Origin of the sequence: Neobacillus kokaensis, assembly GCF_014656545.1 — a bacterium.
GTDB lineage: Bacteria > Bacillota > Bacilli > Bacillales > Cytobacillaceae > Neobacillus > Neobacillus kokaensis.
In genome coordinates this window covers 277,742-294,137 of record NZ_BNDS01000002.1, presented here as the reverse complement: position 1 = coordinate 294,137, position 16,396 = coordinate 277,742, and the positions used below count along the sequence as shown (strand labels likewise).

Sequence of the window (16,396 nt, the reverse complement as noted above, 5' to 3'; positions counted from 1 at the left end):
ATAGGAGATAAATGTCTTTTAAGCTAAAACGCTTGGAAAAATAGCCCAAGCTTTTTAAAAATAAAAACTGCCGATGTAATGATCGACAGTTTCAATAAAATTATCGCTTTAACCCATTTTCAAGGGTTGTAAGCATTTCTTTTTTATCAGTTTCGGAGGAGTTTTGCCAAATAACTTCAAATAGAACCCCAAGGCCAGGCAGCATTTTCTCCTCACCGCTTTGAATTGCATCAACAATTGTATCTTCTAATTGATCCTGCGTATTACCGGAAACATTGTGAATTACGGCATTTCGCAAATTTAAATTCATCTCAACACACTCCTTTATTAACCTGCATTTCAATAATATGATTTTCTATTTTTGTTGTTATTATGTATTTTAGATATAATATTAAAATCAAAAGCATATTAAAGGGGAAAAAACATTGAAATACATCCAATCGTTACAAAATCCACAAGTAAAGCAATGGAAAAAGCTATTAACCAAAAAAGAACGTGATCGTTCCGGTACATTTCTAATCGAAGGCTTTCATTTGGTCGAGGAGGCGCTTAAAGAAGAGCAAGTTTTAGAGATAATCGTGTCGGAGAAAATTGGGCTTCCTCCGCGTTTAGAGATGGGATCTACAGAAGTTATTATGGTTACCGAGGAAATAGCTAATTCGCTGTCGGAAACAGAAACACCGCAAGGCATCTATGCAATCTGTCGTCAGCCAAAGCCGGGGAGCGGGCTTTCGGCTGCGAAGACATTTCTACTGATAGATGCTGTTCAAGACCCCGGTAATTTAGGAACGATGATTCGGACCGCGGATGCTGCCGGAATAGATGCTGTTATAGTCGGCCGGGGAAGTGTTGATATATATAATTCTAAAGTATTGAGGTCAGCACAAGGAAGCCATTTTCACCTGCCGATTATCAGAGGTGATTTGGAGGATTGGATTCAGGAGCTAAAAGGAAAAAATATTCCTGTTTATGGAACAGCACTTGAAGGGGCGTCCACATATACTGATATTTTACAAAGTGAAGCATTTGGCTTAATGGTAGGTAATGAAGGCAGCGGTGTAAATAAAGATTTGCTTTCCATGACCACAGGAAATCTTTATATTCCGATATACGGCAAGAGCGAATCACTGAATGTCGCTGTTGCTACAGGAATCTTGTTATATTATTTGAAAAAATAGGCGAAACTTGTTTGAAAGGTTCGAAAAATTATTATATAATAATTAACAATGTTAATGAATATAAAAGACGATGACGGAGAAAAGTACCATACCTTGTCTGACCATCTAGGGAGAAAGTGCCGCGACTGGAAGCACTTTTATGGAAACGGTATGAGAAGTTCACCTCCAGAGTTGGCATCGGGACCACGGCGCTTCCGCTTTTCGTGTAAAGATGCATCGGCGAAAAGCCGTTATCCAAATGAAGTGAACACTAGTGTCATACATCGGTGTTTATAAGGGTGGTACCGCGACTGTAAACCTCGTCCCTTTTTGGGGATGGGGTTTTTTTGTTTTTTTACATTGTCCAGCTACAGTGCCTGACCAAGGCGCTTCCGCTTTTGGCGGTGCCTGACACCAAATTATAAGGAGGAATAGACATGCAAGAGCGTTTAAAGGAGCTGCAGGCAGAAGCGATTCAAAAGGTTGAACAGTCTGCAAGCTTAAAGGAATTGAATGATATCCGCGTTGCTTACTTAGGAAAAAAAGGTCCAATCACCGAAGTATTAAGAGGAATGGGTAAGCTGTCAGCGGAGGAGCGCCCAGTAATGGGGGCACTTGCCAACGAAGTACGCGAGGCGATAGCGGTAAAAATTGAGGCCAAACAAGCTGATCTTGAGGAAGCAGCGGTTCAAGCGAAGCTGGCATCCGAAACCATTGATGTTACATTGCCAGGACGCCCAGTAAAAGTAGGAAACCATCACCCGTTAACAAAGATTATTGAAGAAATTGAAGACTTATTTATCGGCATGGGCTATGAGGTAGCAGAAGGTCCGGAGGTGGAGCAGGACTATTACAATTTCGAAGCACTTAACCTGCCTAAAGGACACCCAGCCCGCGACATGCAGGATTCTTTCTATATTACGGAAGAAATATTATTGCGTACTCATACATCTCCAGTACAGGCACGGACGATGGAAAAGCATGAAGGGAAGGGGCCAATCAAGATTATTTGCCCTGGTAAAGTGTATCGCCGCGATAATGACGATGCAACACACTCCCACCAATTCATGCAAATTGAAGGGTTAGTTGTCGGTGAAAACATCCGCATGAGCGACCTGAAAGGGACATTAGAAGTATTTGCTAAGAAAATGTTTGGGGAAGACCGTGAAATCAGACTGCGTCCAAGCTTTTTCCCATTTACAGAACCATCTGTTGAAATGGACATTTCTTGTAAAATGTGCGGCGGCCACGGCTGTAACGTTTGTAAACAAACTGGCTGGATTGAAATCCTTGGTGCAGGCATGGTACATCCGAACGTGCTGGAAATGGCTGGCTATGATTCGAAAAAATACAATGGCTTTGCCTTTGGAATGGGTCCAGAACGGATTGCCATGTTGAAATACGGTATAGATGATATCCGTCATTTCTATACAAATGATGTACGTTTCTTAAAACAGTTCGCGGTCGAAGAATAATTAAATGCTGAAGCGCTTTGCCCAGGGGCGACAAGCACAAGACGAGCCGGAGAGAAGGCTGTTCTTTAGCCTTCTTAACGGATTGGCTTGTGACCTCGAGCCCCTAGGCGTTGGGCCTGGATAATAGGAGGTAGAAATATATGTTCGTTTCATATAAATGGCTCCAGGATTATATTGATTTAACTGGAGTATCAGCTAGTGAACTTGCTGAAAAAATTACCAAAAGCGGGATTGAAGTAGAAGGTGTGGAAATTTTAAATGAAGGTATTAAAGGAGTTGTTGTTGGTCATGTGCTTGAACGTGAGCAGCACCCTAATGCCGATAAATTAAATAAATGTCTTGTAGATATTGGTGCTGAAGAGCCGGTACAAATTATCTGCGGTGCACCAAATGTTGATAAAGGACAAAAGGTCGCCGTCGCTACTGTCGGAGCGAAATTGCCGGGCAATTTTAAAATAAAAAAAGCAAAGCTCCGCGGTGAAGAATCAAACGGAATGATCTGTTCTCTTCAAGAGCTTGGTATGGAAGGGAAAATTGTTCCTAAGGAGTACGTGGAAGGGATTTTTGTTTTTCCAGCTGATGCAGAAGTCGGTACAAATGCCCTAGCTCTATTAAATCGGGATGATGAAGTCCTTGAGCTCGGACTTACGCCTAACAGATCAGATTGCTTAAGCATGCTTGGCGTTGCTTATGAAGTGGCAGCGATTTTAGGAAGAGAAGTAAAGCTTCCGGAAACAAGTCTTGAACCTTCAAATGAAAAGGCGTCTGATTATGTAAAGGTTGTCGTGGAAGCGCGAGAAGATAATCCATTATATGTGGCTAAAATTATTAAAAATGTAAAAATTGCACCGTCACCGTTATGGATGCAGACTCGTTTGATGTCTGCGGGAATTCGCCCGCATAACAATGTGGTGGATATTACAAACTACATTTTGCTGGAATACGGCCAGCCGCTTCATGCGTTTGACTACGATCGTCTTGGATCAAAAGAAATCCTTGTCCGCCGTGCACAAGATGGCGAGAAATTTACAACGCTGGATGATGTTGAACGTACATTAACATCGGACCATCTTGTGATTACAAATGGAACAGAACCTGTTGCCCTTGCTGGTGTCATGGGCGGTGCCAATTCAGAGGTTACCGAGGATACGACAACCGTATTATTAGAAGCAGCTTATTTTAATGGTCAGACAGTAAGAAAAGCATCGAAAGACCATGGATTACGCAGTGAAGCCAGCGCCCGTTTTGAAAAAGGTGTGGATCCAAACCGCGTGCGCATTGCAGGCGAACGGGCAGCATATCTAATGGCTAAATATGCCGGCGGAAAAGTGTTAGAAGGTGCTGCTGAAGTCGATACACTAACTGTTGAACCAGCTGTTGTTTCAATTACTCTTGAAAAAATCAACCGCGTGCTTGGCACAGAACTTGAAATGAGCCAAGTGAAAGAAATTTTCGACCGCCTTCAATTTGAGGCTTCAGTCGATGGAAATACCATTACTGTCACAGCTCCGACTCGCCGAGGTGATATTAGAATCGAGGAAGATTTGGTGGAGGAAGTAGCCCGTCTTTTTGGTTACGATAATATACCAATGACATTACCAGTTGGCTCCTCAACACCAGGAAAGTTATCAGCGTACCAAAAGAAACGCCGTATTGTCCGTCAATATCTTGAAGGAGCGGGTCTTTATCAGGCAGTAACGTATTCTTTAACGAGTGAAGATAAAGCTGCACAATATGCGCTGGAGAAGCGTGAAGCGATTCGTTTAGCAATGCCAATGAGTGAGGACCGCAGTGTGCTCCGTCTAAGCATATTGCCGCAGCTATTAGAGGTTGTTAAGTATAATAGCGCCCGTCAAAATGACAGCTTAGCCGTTTATGAAACAGGCAACGTCTTTTTAGCAAATGGTGCTGATGCTCTTCCGGATGAAAAAGAGCATATGGCAGCGGCAATTACCGGGCTATGGACGAATCATTCCTGGCAAGGCGAGAAGAAGCCTGTTGACTTCTTCGTTTTAAAAGGAATTTTAGAAGGACTGTTTGCAAAGCTAGGTATAACTGAAAAAGTAGACTATGTCCAAGCACAGGTTGACGGCTTGCACCCGGGAAGAACAGCAGAAATCAAACTCAACGGTTCTGTGATTGGTTTTATCGGCCAAGTTCACCCTAGTGTTCAAAAGGACTTAGATCTAAAAGACACGTACGTATTTGAGCTTTCCTTAAAAGCTATATTGGAAGAGGAAACCGAAGACTTACATTATGTTGCGATTCCACGCTTCCCATCCATCACAAGAGACATTGCCCTTGTGGCAAACAAAGAAACGGTGTCAGGTGCCTTGAAGAATATCATTCTTGAGGCAGGCGCTCCGCTTCTTAAGGAAGCACAGGTGTTTGATTTATATGAAGGTGATAAAATGGAAGAAGGCAAGAAATCAATTGCTTTCTCATTGAAATATGCTGACCCAGAGCGAACACTTACAGACGAAGAAGTAACAAAGGTTCATGAAAAAGTGCTTTCAGCGTTGGAAGAAAAAAGTGGAGCAGTATTACGGGGATAATTATGAAAAAGCCAGCTTTCAAGCTGGCTTTTTTGATTAGATTTTCGATTCGCCGATAAAATTTAATTTTCGCCGATAAATGAATCCAAATCGCCGATAACTCTGCTGGATTCGCCGATAAACCTCTAAATTTCGCCGATAAGTTTTTGAAGTAAGAACGAAAACAACAGATCCAATTTGCTGACACAATATTTTAACAAATTTCGTCAAAATTCAGCAGGGTTTTTACTTAAATTACTAGAATTTTATAAGCATTATCGAAAGGAGTGATTGTTTTGATCGTAAAAGCAAGGACAATTCCATTAAAACTTCTCATTTTGGCAGCTATTTTACGGCGGCTTCCGCTGAGTCACGAAAAATATCAGGCAATTTTAGAGGAATTCAAGAGGAGAGAGGCAGGATACCAAGGGGAGGTATCACTCGATTACTACTACCGATATCTGCCACCCCAAAAATACAGAATTCTCCACGATTTAAACCTCCCAGACGGTGATTACAACTGCCAAATCGACACACTTCTAGCTACTCCAGAATCCATTCTAATTGTCGATGTAAAGAATATGACCGGCAAATTAATTTTTGACACCGACAATCAGCAGTTTATTCAAATCAATAACGATAAAGAAAAAGGTTATCCTGATCCAATCGCGCAAGCTGAGAGGCATAAAGAATATATTCGAAAATGGCTTGCAGCTAATGGGTTCCCACCAGTTCCAATAGATTATCTAGTGATCATCGCCAATCCTTATACTACATACGTAATAACCGTCCCAAACGCCCGTAAAGTGAAGCCGCGTGTATGCAAGGCCGATGCATTTCTCAGTAAAATGCAAGTTTTTGAAAAAATGTATCCCGACCCAGTCCTCAGTGAAAAAGACCTTCGAAAGCTTTGCCGACTCCTTATTAAATTGAATACCCCGCCGACAAACTTTCTTCTATCTAAATATAGGATTGATCGGTCCGAAATACTTCCTGGCGTCCACTGCCCCAAATGCAAGCATCTTCCAATGATTCGTAAAAAACACAAATGGTACTGTACACGCTGCGATTTTTATTCTGTAGATGCCCATTTAGGAGCATTAATGGACTATTTTCTATTGTATGAGATGAAAATTACGAATAAGCAGTTTCGAGAGTTTGCACGATTAGATTCAGAAGATACCGCCAAAAGGTCACTTCATAATGAAAAACTTAATTATTACGGGACGAAAAAGGGCCGAGTTTACTATCCGAGAGTATTTCCATGGTGAGAAAATCAGATTCGCCGATAAAATTTAAATTTCGCTGATAAATGTATCCAAATCGCCGATAACTGTGCGAGATTCGCCGATAAATCTCTAAATTTCGCCGATAATTAAATTTGTAAATTATTTAAATAATATTAGTTAAAATAATAAAAAAATCTGCCCCACAATACCATGCTGGGGCAGATTTCTCTATTTCGTATATTTCTCAAAGATTTCATCATATTTTTTTGCCAAATCAAAGTCTAAATCCGTTAATCCGCCAGCGCTCCAAGAGGTTATCCGCAAAGTTACTAATTTATAGTCTATTGATATAAACGGATGATGCTGTTGTTCCTCCGACAACTGGGCAATTTCATTCACAAAGGCAATTCCTTTTAAAAATTCCCGAAAAAGGTACCTTTTTACAATAAATTTCTCATCTAAATTCCAGCCGTCTATACCGGCAACCGATTCAGTAATTTCATCGTCCGTTAATCTCCGCATTCAAAAACCCTCCTAGCTCCTCTTCTTACGAACAAGCGCCATTGCTTTATCTGTATTCGCAAAATGCAGCTTTACAAATGAACCAAGGCTGTCGCGGCCCTTTTTCAAAATAAGCTTTGCTGCGGCTTCATCAACGAGAGAACCGGCCCCTTTAGGAATCCGGAAACCAGCGGCTTCGCTAAGCTTATCGATATATTGAATAAACGCGTACCGTGCTAGTATACTGGCAGCCGCCACTGCCAGATGGATCCCTTCTGCTTTCGTACTAAAATAAACATTTTCCCTTGCCATAGCCCTCTGCCCTTTTATATGCTGAAAATACGTGCTTGGCTGGACAAATTGGTCAATTAAAATGGCATCTGGTTTTTCGGGAGTAATTTTCTCCAAAACCTTTAAGATCGCTTGATTATGAAGCAGGGCCTTCATTTTTCCTTGCGACATCCCGGATGCCTGCACCTGATTATATTTTTCATTCTTTAATGTCATTAGGCTAAATGGAACAACATCCTTGATGACCTTGGCAATCTCAATGATTTTCTCGTCATTCAAATCCTTTGAATCACGAACTCCTAATTCTTTTAATAGCGGAATATGTTCTTTCTTCACGTAAGCGGCTACTACCGTTATTGGTCCAAAAAAGTCTCCAGTACCTACCTCATCGGAACCTATTACAGACATTTGTCCAATATTTGCAGGAACATCGCCTTTGGCGGCCGACTGCTTTCCGGCAGCCCGTGTTTTGCCTGCCGACACAGCACTCTGAGTTCCCGCTCCCCGCCACCTTTCAGCTTCCTTCTCACAATCATTCCCTTGAAAAAGCACCTTTCCAGATTGATAAGCTGTAATGGCACAGCCGGAGGTTTTAGCTGCAAACACACTGCCAGGGGGATTCTTTCCTAAAACCTGTTTTTCATAAAATTTTTTCATTTCATTAATCGTATTTTTTTCACAAATTAATACAACTTGTCCCATAATTTAACACCACATTTCTTTTGACTTTTCCTGTTCTGTCTATTCGTGTTATGATATAGTGTAGGATTCTTTGATTGGAGGCATTAACGTTGTCGAATATACAGAAAAACAGAATATCCATTGATATTTTTGGAACTCAATACGTCATATTGGGAACAGAAAGTAAAGATCACATTCGTCATGTCGCATCATTAGTTGACAATAAAATGCGCGAAATCAGTTCCAAGAATCCGGGGTTAGACGTAAACAAACTGGCTGTTTTAACAGCGGTAAATGCAGTCAATGATTATCTTAAAATGAAAGAAGAACTAGAACGACTGCAAACAGAACAACAAACGGAAAAGGAATTATAAAACATGTTAGATTTAGCTATTATCATTTTTCTTGTTATTGGTTTTCTTGTTGGCCTAAAAAGAGGCTTCATTTTACAGCTTGTTCATTTAACAAGTTTTATTATCGCATATGTAGTTGCCTATTTGTACTATGATGAGTTTGCCCCGAAATTAACACTTTGGATTCCATATCCTTCCTTTGGGGATGATCCAACATTAAAAATTTTAACAGACTCCAGCGATATGGAAACGGCTTTTTACCGGGCGATTGCTTTTGTGATTATCTTTTTTGCTGTAAAAATCATCTTGCAAATTATTGGTTCAATGCTTGATTTCGTTGCTCATTTACCAGTTCTTAAGCAATTAAATGTTTGGGCTGGCGGGGTTTTCGGCTTTTTAGAAGTCTATTTAATTATATTTATTTTATTATATATAGCTGCCCTCATACCGATTGAACAGTTCCAAACAATATTAGATCAATCGTCTCTAGCAAAGGCAATCGTGAACTACACTCCGGTCCTATCCGAACAGATTAAAGGCTGGTGGATCAATTATACAGCTGCGTGAACTTCTCTGTAGCAGAGAAGTTTTTCTATTGTCTAGCTCCAGCGCCCAGCCCCTCTCGCCTCTAGGTCACAAGCCAAACCATCGAAAAGGTAAAAAGCAACCTTTCGGCTGGCTCGCCTTGTGCTATGCCTGAGACTAATGAAGGCGCTTATGCTTTTCTTTTAACGGGCAAAATAAAATGTGATGGAGGCAGGTGGATATCATGAAAGTGAATAAAAAAGAATTAGTACATCTTTTAGAGATGATTGCGATTTATATGGAATTAAAAGGGGAGAATCCCTTTAAGGTATCAGCTTTTAGAAAAGCGGCAAACGCTTTAGAAGCGGATGACCGAAGTTTATCGGAAATTGAGGATTTTACCGCAATACCCGGGATTGGCAAAGGTACCGCTGCTGTTATTGATGAATACATAAGTGAAGGTACTTCATTAGTATTAAAGGAGCTTAAAGAACAGGTGCCCGCAGGCTTAATTCCGCTTTTGCAGCTGCCGGGGCTAGGCGGTAAGAAGATCGCAAAACTGTATAAGGAATTAGGCATTACAGATGTTACGAGTTTAAAGGAAGCATGCGAAGCAGAGAAGGTTCAAGGACTTGCTGGTTTTGGAAAAAAGACAGAAGAAAAGATTTTAGCAGCGATTGCCAATGTCGGAACAAGACCGGAACGGCTGCCGCTGGCGTATATGCTCCCTGTCGCAGAACAAATTGAAGCAAGCCTGGCCGCAATTAAAGAAATTGATCGATATTCCCGGGCTGGAAGTTTAAGACGGATGCGGGAGACGATAAAGGACTTGGATTTTATCATTGCGACCACCGCGCCGGAAACGGTACGTGAGCATTTATTAACATGGCCAAACATAAAAGAGGTTATTGGAGCCGGTGACACGAAGGTTTCATTAGTATTTGAGCTGGATTATGATGTTTCTGTTGACTTCCGTTTAGTAAAACCGGAAGAATTTATTACCACACTGCACCATTTTACCGGGTCAAAGGATCATAATGTCCGCATGCGCCAGCTGGCAAAGGAACGCGGTGAAAAAATAAGTGAATATGGCGTTGAAAACAGCGAAACGGGAAAAATATTAACATTTACTTCCGAAGAGGAATTTTTCAAACATTTTAATTTGCCGTTTATTCCACCTGAAATTCGCGAGGATGGGAATGAGGTGGATACGTTTTCCGCTGAAGAAGGATTAATCGAATTATCCGATATAAAGGGCGATCTTCATATGCATACAACATGGAGTGATGGGGGCCATTCAATCGAAGAGATGGTGGAAGCATGCCGGGCAAGAGGCTACCGCTATATGGCGATTACAGACCATTCGCACTATTTAAAGGTGGCAAACGGACTGACCCCTGAGAGGCTGTTAAAGCAAAATGATGAAATTAAGAGGTTAAATGAAAAATATGATGATATCCTGATTTTATCAGGGGTGGAAATGGACATCCTGCCAGACGGCACATTAGATTATGAGGATGATGTGTTAGCGGAGATGGATTTTGTCATTGCCTCGATTCACTCTGCTTTTACTCAGTCAAAGGATAAAATTATGGAGCGGTTAAAGACAGCCCTAAGGAATCCGCATGTTGATTTAATTGCCCATCCAACCGGACGAAAAATTGGCCGCCGTGATGGCTATGATGTCGATCTTGATTTACTGATTGAACTGGCAAAGGAAACGAATACGGCCTTAGAACTGAATGCCAATCCGAATAGACTTGACTTAAAGGCGGAATATTTACGGAAAGCTCAGGAGGCAGGGGTGAAAATTTTTATTAATACCGATGCCCATCGAAAGGAAACATTAAACCATATGGAAATAGGTGTCTCAACGGCAAAGAAAGGCTGGATAAAAAAATCAACGGTCCTTAACACACTGGAACCGCATGAATTGCTTGATTTTTTGCATAATCGACATGACCAATAGAGGAGGGTTAACCTCATGCAAGATAGAGTTTTAAAGGTGTTAGAATTTACTAAAGTAAGAGAACAGCTTCTTGAGCATGCAGCTTCACCGCTTGGGAAAGAAAAAATAACAAATTTAGTGCCGTCCACGGATTTCACAGAGGTTGTGAAACTGCAGGCAGAAACAGATGAGGCTGCTACTGTTTTTCGAATTAAAGGGAATATCCCGCTATCGGGTATTCATGATATTAGACCGCATATTAAGCGCTCTGTCATTGGCGGTGTTTTAAGTCCTCATGAGCTGATGCAAATTGCCAGCACGATTCATACGAGCAGGCAGATGAAGCGTTTTATTGAGGAAATCAACGAAGACCGCACGGAAATCCCCATTTTAAAGGGGCAGGTTGACCAGATTATTCCATTAACTAATCTTGAGCAGGATATTAAGCAAGCAATCGATGAAAGCGGCGAGGTTTTAGATGGGGCAAGCGAAATCCTCCGTTCCTTAAGGCACCAGCTTCGATCAAATGAAGCCCGAGTACGCGAGAAATTAGAAAGTATGATTCGTTCTTCGAATGCTCAAAAAATGTTGTCTGATACCATAATTACAATTCGTAATGACCGTTTTGTTATTCCGGTTAAGCAGGAATACCGCGGACATTACGGCGGGGTCATTCACGATCAAAGTTCTTCAGGGCAAACCTTATTTATCGAACCGCAGGTCATCGTTCAATTAAATAATCAGCTGCAGGATATTAGAGTGAAAGAACAGTTAGAAATTGAACGGATTCTTATGGAATTATCGGCTAAAGCAGCAGAGTATGAGAACGAACTGCAAATAATTGTGAGGGTCCTGGCAAATTTAGATTTTGTTTTTGCAAAGGCGAGATATGGAAAAAAAATCAAAGCAACTATGCCTGCGATGAACGATCAAGGCCGCATTTCCTTATATAAAGCAAGGCACCCATTAATACCGATTGATGAGGTCGTGGCAAATGATATTATGCTGGGCCAAGATTATACAACTATTGTGATTACCGGACCGAATACGGGCGGAAAGACTGTTACGTTAAAAACCCTTGGCTTATGTTCACTTATGGCCCAGGCCGGCTTGCAGGTGCCGGCACAGGATGGTTCAGAGCTTGCCGTCTTTGATGCTGTCTATGCTGATATAGGTGATGAACAATCGATTGAGCAAAGCTTAAGTACGTTTTCGTCCCATATGGTGAATATTGTGGATATTTTAGATAGAGTGGATTATAACAGCCTTGTCTTGTTTGACGAGCTTGGTGCTGGTACCGATCCGCAAGAAGGTGCAGCACTGGCGATTTCGATATTGGATGAAGTTCACCGGATGGGAGCGAGGGTGGTTGCCACTACTCACTACCCTGAATTAAAAGCCTACGGCTATAACCGTGAAGGTGTGTTGAATGCCAGTGTTGAGTTCGATGTTGAGACATTAAGTCCAACCTATAAACTATTGCTTGGCGTACCCGGCCGCAGTAATGCCTTTGAAATTTCGAAACGCCTTGGCCTAAACGACCGGGTTATTACCAATGCACGGTCACATGTCAGCGAAGATACCAATCAAATTGATAAAATGATTGCTTCACTTGAAGAAAGTAAACGGCAGGCAGAAATCGAGCAGCAGGAAGCGCGGGATTATTTAAAGCAGGCAGAAAAACTTCATAAAGATTTGCAAAATCAGATGATTGAATTTTACGAGAAGAAAGATTCCATGCTTGAAAAAGCGGCTGAGAAGGCTGAAGAAATGGTCGATGAAGCGAAAAAAGAAGCCGAGCAGGTGATTCGCGACCTTCGCAAGATGAGAACGGAAAAGCATGCTGAAATTAAAGAACATGAACTAATTGATGCAAAAAGGCGTTTAGAAAAAGCTGCCCCGGAGGTAACGAAATCTGCTAAGTTAGCGGATAAGAAAAATAAGAAGCATAAGTACATGCCGGGGGATGAGGTAAAGGTTCTTACATTTGACCAAAAAGGGACCTTAGTGGATCAAGTATCTGATAATGAGTGGCAGGTTCAGATTGGGATTTTAAAAATGAAGGTCAAAGAAAAGGATATGGAATATCTCGGCGCACCCGCCGTGGTTAAGGAGACAAGACCGCTTGCAATTGTTAAAGGAAGCGATTCTCATGTTAAACTAGAATTAGACCTGCGCGGGGAACGCTATGAGGATGCGCTGTTAAAGGTAGAAAAATATATCGATGACGCGCTCCTGGCAAGTTATCCCCGTGTATCGATTATCCATGGCAAGGGAACAGGTGCCTTAAGACAGGGAGTTCAGGAGTATTTGAAAAACCATCGTTCAGTTAAGAAAATCCGCTTTGGCGAGGCAGGTGAAGGCGGAACGGGTGTGACGGTAGTTGAATTTAAATAATGTCCGGGGAGACTTTTCAATGAACCAGTTTTGGGAAAATGAGTATATTCAAATCGCAGCCTATTACAGTGTGGTTATTTTATGCATAATTGTTTTTTTGGCAGTCTTTGAATTAGTCACAAAGTATAAAAATTGGGAAGAAATTAAGAGGGGCAATGTTGCCGTCGCCATGGCAACTGGCGGAAAAATATTCGGTGTTGCCAATATCTTTCGTCATACGATTGAAGAGCACACTTCCCTGGTTTCGATGGTTGGCTGGGGGATTTATGGATTTTTCTTATTATTAGTCGGCTATTTTATCTTTGAATTTTTAACACCAAAATTTCATATTGACGAAGAAATTCAAAACGATAATCGGGCTGTAGGAATGATTTCAATGATCATTTCAGTTGGATTATCTTATGTGATTGGGGCAGGGATTTCTTAAGGAGAGAATGAAAAAGTGGAAACTTTAGCTAAAGTATTGATTGGATTATGCGGCTTATTTTTGCTGATCGGAATTATTTATCTTGTGTTTTTTGCTTGAGAAATAATGCTGCGGGAATGAGCTGCATTCATTAAAAACATCGCTGGACATGGTCTTTCCAGTGATGTTTTTTTGTGAAAACGAAGTGAGGTAATTGCGGGAATTATCTGAACGTTTAATTGTTAATTAGGAGGTACTGTACTATAATAGAAATAGAAATTGGAATTTTTTAAAAGTTAATAAAGGTAATTGTTGGTTAGAGCGGAAGGCATGTGACTCCCTGGAATGCCCTCGGAAAGCGGAGTGCCTGGAGCAAAAATCAACTGATAGTTAATTAAAGAGGAGGTTTATGAATGACGGAGTCCAAACCGTGGTTGAAATTGTATCCTAAAGAAATTCCTGCCTCAATTGACTACACTTTAGATCCAATCCAACAGCATCTAGAAAATTCAGCTGAGAATTTCCCGGACAAAATTGCCATTCATTTTATGGGTAAAGAAATAACCTTTAAGCAATTATATGAAGATGCTGTGAATGTTGCTGGTTATCTGCAAAAACATTTAGGTATTGAAAAAGGCGACCGTGTTGCCATCATGCTTCCGAATACTCCTCAGGCTGTAATTAGTTATTTTGCCATCCTCCTAGCTGGCGGGATTGTCGTTCAAACAAACCCATTGTATACGGAACGCGAGCTTGAATACCAAATGAAGGATTCGAAAGCAAAAGCAATCGTTACTCTTGACATCCTCTATCCACGAGTTACTAAAGTGATGCCGCAAACAGAATTAAAACACATCATCGTAACTACTATTAAAGACTACTTGCCGTTTCCAAAAAATCTTGTTTATCCCTTCATTCAGAAAAAACAATATGGAATTGTTGTAAAAGTAAAGCATGACGGTAATTCTCATCTTCTTTCTGAAATTTTAAAAATGAAACCAATAGAATTAACAAAATATGAGATCAATCCCGCCGAAGATTTGGCTTTATTGCAATACACAGGCGGAACGACCGGTTTTCCAAAAGGTGTGATGCTGACTCATAAAAATTTAATGGCGAATACCATAATGAGCGAAAAATGGATTTTTAAATGTAAACCAGGTAAGGAAACCATTTTAAGTATTGTCCCATTCTTCCATGTTTACGGAATGACGGTTTGCATGCTGCTATCGGTGAAAATGGCCTGTAAAATGCTCATCATGCCAAAATTTGATGCACTGGACACGTTAAAGCTGATTCATAAACAGCGTCCAACTCTTTTTCCGGGAGCACCGACAATTTATATTGGGCTGCTCAATCACCCAGATTTAAAAAAGTATGATCTGTCCTCTATTGATGCTTGTATTAGCGGATCGGCACCGCTGCCGGTAGAGGTCCAGCAAAAATTCGAGGAAATTACAAACGGCAAGCTCGTGGAAGGGTACGGTCTAACAGAGGCCTCACCGGTAACTCATTCAAACTTTTTATGGGATGTTGAAAGAGTGAAAGGCAGTATAGGTGTTCCATACCCCGATACAGATGCGAAGATAATATCCTTAGAAACCGGTGAAACCATGCCTCCTGGTGAAATCGGTGAAATCGTTGTTAAAGGTCCGCAAATTATGAAGGGGTATTGGAATCGTCCGGAGGAAACTGAAGAGGTGTTAAAGGATGGATGGTTGTACACAGGTGACTTAGGCTATATGGATGACAAAGGCTATTTTTACGTTGTTGACCGAAAGAAAGATATGATTATTGCCGGGGGGTTCAATATTTATCCAAGAGAAATTGAGGAGGTTTTGTACGAACATCCAGACGTACTTGAAGCAGTTGCTGCCGGAGTTCCGGATCCATACCGAGGTGAAACAGTAAAAGCCTATATTGTCTTAAAAGAAGGCTCAACAGTTACTTCGGAGGAAATGAACCAATTTGCACGAAAGTTTCTGGCTGCCTATAAAGCACCGAGAATTTACGAATTTAGAAAAGAACTGCCAAAAACAGCCGTTGGAAAAATTTTAAGAAGAACGCTAATTGAAGAAGAAAAGAAAAGAATAGACGAAGAGAATAAAAAGCATGCTTGAACAGATGATTCACTTATTTTTTTTTTGAAAGAAATGCTTGTCCTCCTCCTTTTTATAAAAATTCTGAAAAAATTCACCTTGTATTTCTTGACAGAAATAGATATACTAACTATTATAAAAATATGAATGATGATTCATTCATATTTTTATATTTATTAAATTAATATTATTCCTTAAAGGGGATTTAGTCAATGAATAAGTCTAGACCAAAATATATGCAGATTATTGATGCAGCAGTGATTGCCATTGCAGAAAATGGCTATCATCAGGCGCAGGTATCAAAAATCGCGAAGCAGGCGGGAGTTGCGGATGGGACTATATATCTTTATTTTAAAAATAAAGAAGACATCCTTATTTCTCTCTTTAAAGAAAAAATGGGAAGTTACATTGAAGAAATAGATAAATTAATAGCAGGAAAACAGACTTCGACGGAGAAGTTATTAATGATGATTGAAGCTCATTTTGATTTGCTGTCTAAAGATCATCATCTTGCCATCGTAACACAGCTGGAATTGCGCCAATCAAATAAAGATTTGCGAATGAAAATTAATGAGATTCTAAAAGGTTACTTAAAGGTGATTGATAAAATTCTTATTGAAGGCAAAGAAAAGGGTGAGTTTTCAAGCAATCTCGACGTTCGTCTTGCCCGGCAAATGGTTTTCGGCACAATTGACGAAACTGTTACGTCATGGGTGATGAATGAAGAAAAGTATGACCTAAAGGCCCTGGCACCCCCAGTCCACCAGCTGCTAATTAATGGATTCGGAGGCCGCTAGAGC

14 protein-coding genes and 1 other annotated feature are annotated in these 16,396 nt (G+C 40.8%); of the genes, 11 read left to right on the top strand and 3 right to left on the bottom strand.

The features are described from left to right. Positions 1-100 precede the first annotated feature (100 nt). Complete coding sequence (sspI, locus tag IE222_RS03930; protein WP_191269880.1) at positions 101-310, bottom strand: small acid-soluble spore protein SspI; 210 nt, start codon at positions 308-310, stop codon at positions 101-103. A gap of 115 nt (positions 311-425) precedes the next feature. On the opposite strand from sspI, the gene IE222_RS03925 reads away from it, so the two are divergent. From IE222_RS03925 to IE222_RS03910, 4 genes are all read left to right on the top strand, one after another. Then, on the top strand, positions 426-1,178 hold the full coding sequence (locus IE222_RS03925; RefSeq protein ID WP_191269878.1) for a TrmH family RNA methyltransferase: 753 nt from the start codon (positions 426-428) through the stop codon (positions 1,176-1,178). Positions 1,179-1,239: 61 nt separating this feature from the next. Next, positions 1,240-1,488: a binding site (T-box leader), on the top strand. Between the two features lie 106 nt (positions 1,489-1,594). Continuing rightward, entirely contained in the window at positions 1,595-2,632 is a 1,038-nt protein-coding gene (gene pheS / locus IE222_RS03920) for a phenylalanine--tRNA ligase subunit alpha (protein WP_191269876.1), read from the top strand. 140 nt (positions 2,633-2,772) lie between these two features. Then, positions 2,773-5,187 (top strand): phenylalanine--tRNA ligase subunit beta, encoded by a 2,415-nt coding sequence (gene pheT / locus IE222_RS03915; protein WP_191269874.1) that lies wholly within the window; start codon positions 2,773-2,775, stop codon positions 5,185-5,187. Between the two features lie 275 nt (positions 5,188-5,462). Beyond that, a complete protein-coding gene (locus IE222_RS03910) occupies positions 5,463-6,437 on the top strand; it encodes a nuclease-related domain-containing protein (protein WP_191269872.1) in 975 nt (324 codons plus the stop codon). Between the two features lie 186 nt (positions 6,438-6,623). Here the strand turns inward: IE222_RS03910 and IE222_RS03905 are convergent, their stop codons facing one another. Next, entirely contained in the window at positions 6,624-6,917 is a 294-nt protein-coding gene (locus IE222_RS03905; protein ID WP_191269870.1) for a 4a-hydroxytetrahydrobiopterin dehydratase, read from the bottom strand. Between the two features lie 12 nt (positions 6,918-6,929). Next, positions 6,930-7,889: a ribonuclease HIII gene (gene rnhC, locus IE222_RS03900; protein ID WP_191269868.1), complete on the bottom strand. Its 960-nt coding sequence runs from the start codon at positions 7,887-7,889 to the stop codon at positions 6,930-6,932. Positions 7,890-7,978: 89 nt separating this feature from the next. Here rnhC and zapA point away from each other — a divergent pair, with 89 nt between their 5' ends. From zapA to fadR, 7 genes are all read left to right on the top strand, one after another. Next, positions 7,979-8,242 carry a cell division protein ZapA gene (zapA, locus tag IE222_RS03895; RefSeq protein ID WP_191269866.1) on the top strand — a complete coding sequence of 88 codons (264 nt, stop codon included), beginning with the start codon at positions 7,979-7,981 and terminating at the stop codon, positions 8,240-8,242. 3 nt (positions 8,243-8,245) lie between these two features. Continuing rightward, positions 8,246-8,788 carry a CvpA family protein gene (locus IE222_RS03890; RefSeq protein ID WP_191269864.1) on the top strand — a complete coding sequence of 181 codons (543 nt, stop codon included), beginning with the start codon at positions 8,246-8,248 and terminating at the stop codon, positions 8,786-8,788. A 202-nt stretch (positions 8,789-8,990) separates the two neighbouring features. Continuing rightward, complete coding sequence (gene polX / locus IE222_RS03885) at positions 8,991-10,715, top strand: DNA polymerase/3'-5' exonuclease PolX (RefSeq protein WP_191269862.1); 1,725 nt, start codon at positions 8,991-8,993, stop codon at positions 10,713-10,715. A gap of 15 nt (positions 10,716-10,730) precedes the next feature. Then, positions 10,731-13,091 carry an endonuclease MutS2 gene (locus tag IE222_RS03880; protein WP_191269860.1) on the top strand — a complete coding sequence of 787 codons (2,361 nt, stop codon included), beginning with the start codon at positions 10,731-10,733 and terminating at the stop codon, positions 13,089-13,091. A gap of 19 nt (positions 13,092-13,110) precedes the next feature. Next, the gene (locus IE222_RS03875; protein WP_191269858.1) at positions 13,111-13,518 is read left to right on the top strand and encodes a DUF350 domain-containing protein; all 408 of its coding nucleotides are present in this window, start codon (positions 13,111-13,113) and stop codon (positions 13,516-13,518) included. A 392-nt stretch (positions 13,519-13,910) separates the two neighbouring features. Next, entirely contained in the window at positions 13,911-15,617 is a 1,707-nt protein-coding gene (locus IE222_RS03870) for an AMP-binding protein (protein WP_191269856.1), read from the top strand. A 191-nt stretch (positions 15,618-15,808) separates the two neighbouring features. Then, positions 15,809-16,393 carry a fatty acid metabolism transcriptional regulator FadR gene (gene fadR / locus IE222_RS03865; protein ID WP_191269854.1) on the top strand — a complete coding sequence of 195 codons (585 nt, stop codon included), beginning with the start codon at positions 15,809-15,811 and terminating at the stop codon, positions 16,391-16,393. The last annotated feature ends 3 nt before the right edge of the window (positions 16,394-16,396 follow it).

Bases quoted from the DNA above. Each gene is read 5' to 3' on its own strand.
- sspI (WP_191269880.1), bottom strand. From the start codon at position 310: ATGAATTTAAATTTGCGAAATGCCGTAATTCACAATGTTTCCGGTAAT.
- pheS (WP_191269876.1), top strand. From the start codon at position 1,595: ATGCAAGAGCGTTTAAAGGAGCTGCAGGCAGAAGCGATTCAAAAGGTT.
- pheT (WP_191269874.1), top strand. From the start codon at position 2,773: ATGTTCGTTTCATATAAATGGCTCCAGGATTATATTGATTTAACTGGA.
- IE222_RS03905 (WP_191269870.1), bottom strand. From the start codon at position 6,917: ATGCGGAGATTAACGGACGATGAAATTACTGAATCGGTTGCCGGTATA.
- rnhC (WP_191269868.1), bottom strand. From the start codon at position 7,889: ATGGGACAAGTTGTATTAATTTGTGAAAAAAATACGATTAATGAAATG.
- IE222_RS03890 (WP_191269864.1), top strand. From the start codon at position 8,246: ATGTTAGATTTAGCTATTATCATTTTTCTTGTTATTGGTTTTCTTGTT.
- polX (WP_191269862.1), top strand. From the start codon at position 8,991: ATGAAAGTGAATAAAAAAGAATTAGTACATCTTTTAGAGATGATTGCG.
- IE222_RS03880 (WP_191269860.1), top strand. From the start codon at position 10,731: ATGCAAGATAGAGTTTTAAAGGTGTTAGAATTTACTAAAGTAAGAGAA.
- IE222_RS03875 (WP_191269858.1), top strand. From the start codon at position 13,111: ATGAACCAGTTTTGGGAAAATGAGTATATTCAAATCGCAGCCTATTAC.
- IE222_RS03870 (WP_191269856.1), top strand. From the start codon at position 13,911: ATGACGGAGTCCAAACCGTGGTTGAAATTGTATCCTAAAGAAATTCCT.
- fadR (WP_191269854.1), top strand. From the start codon at position 15,809: ATGAATAAGTCTAGACCAAAATATATGCAGATTATTGATGCAGCAGTG.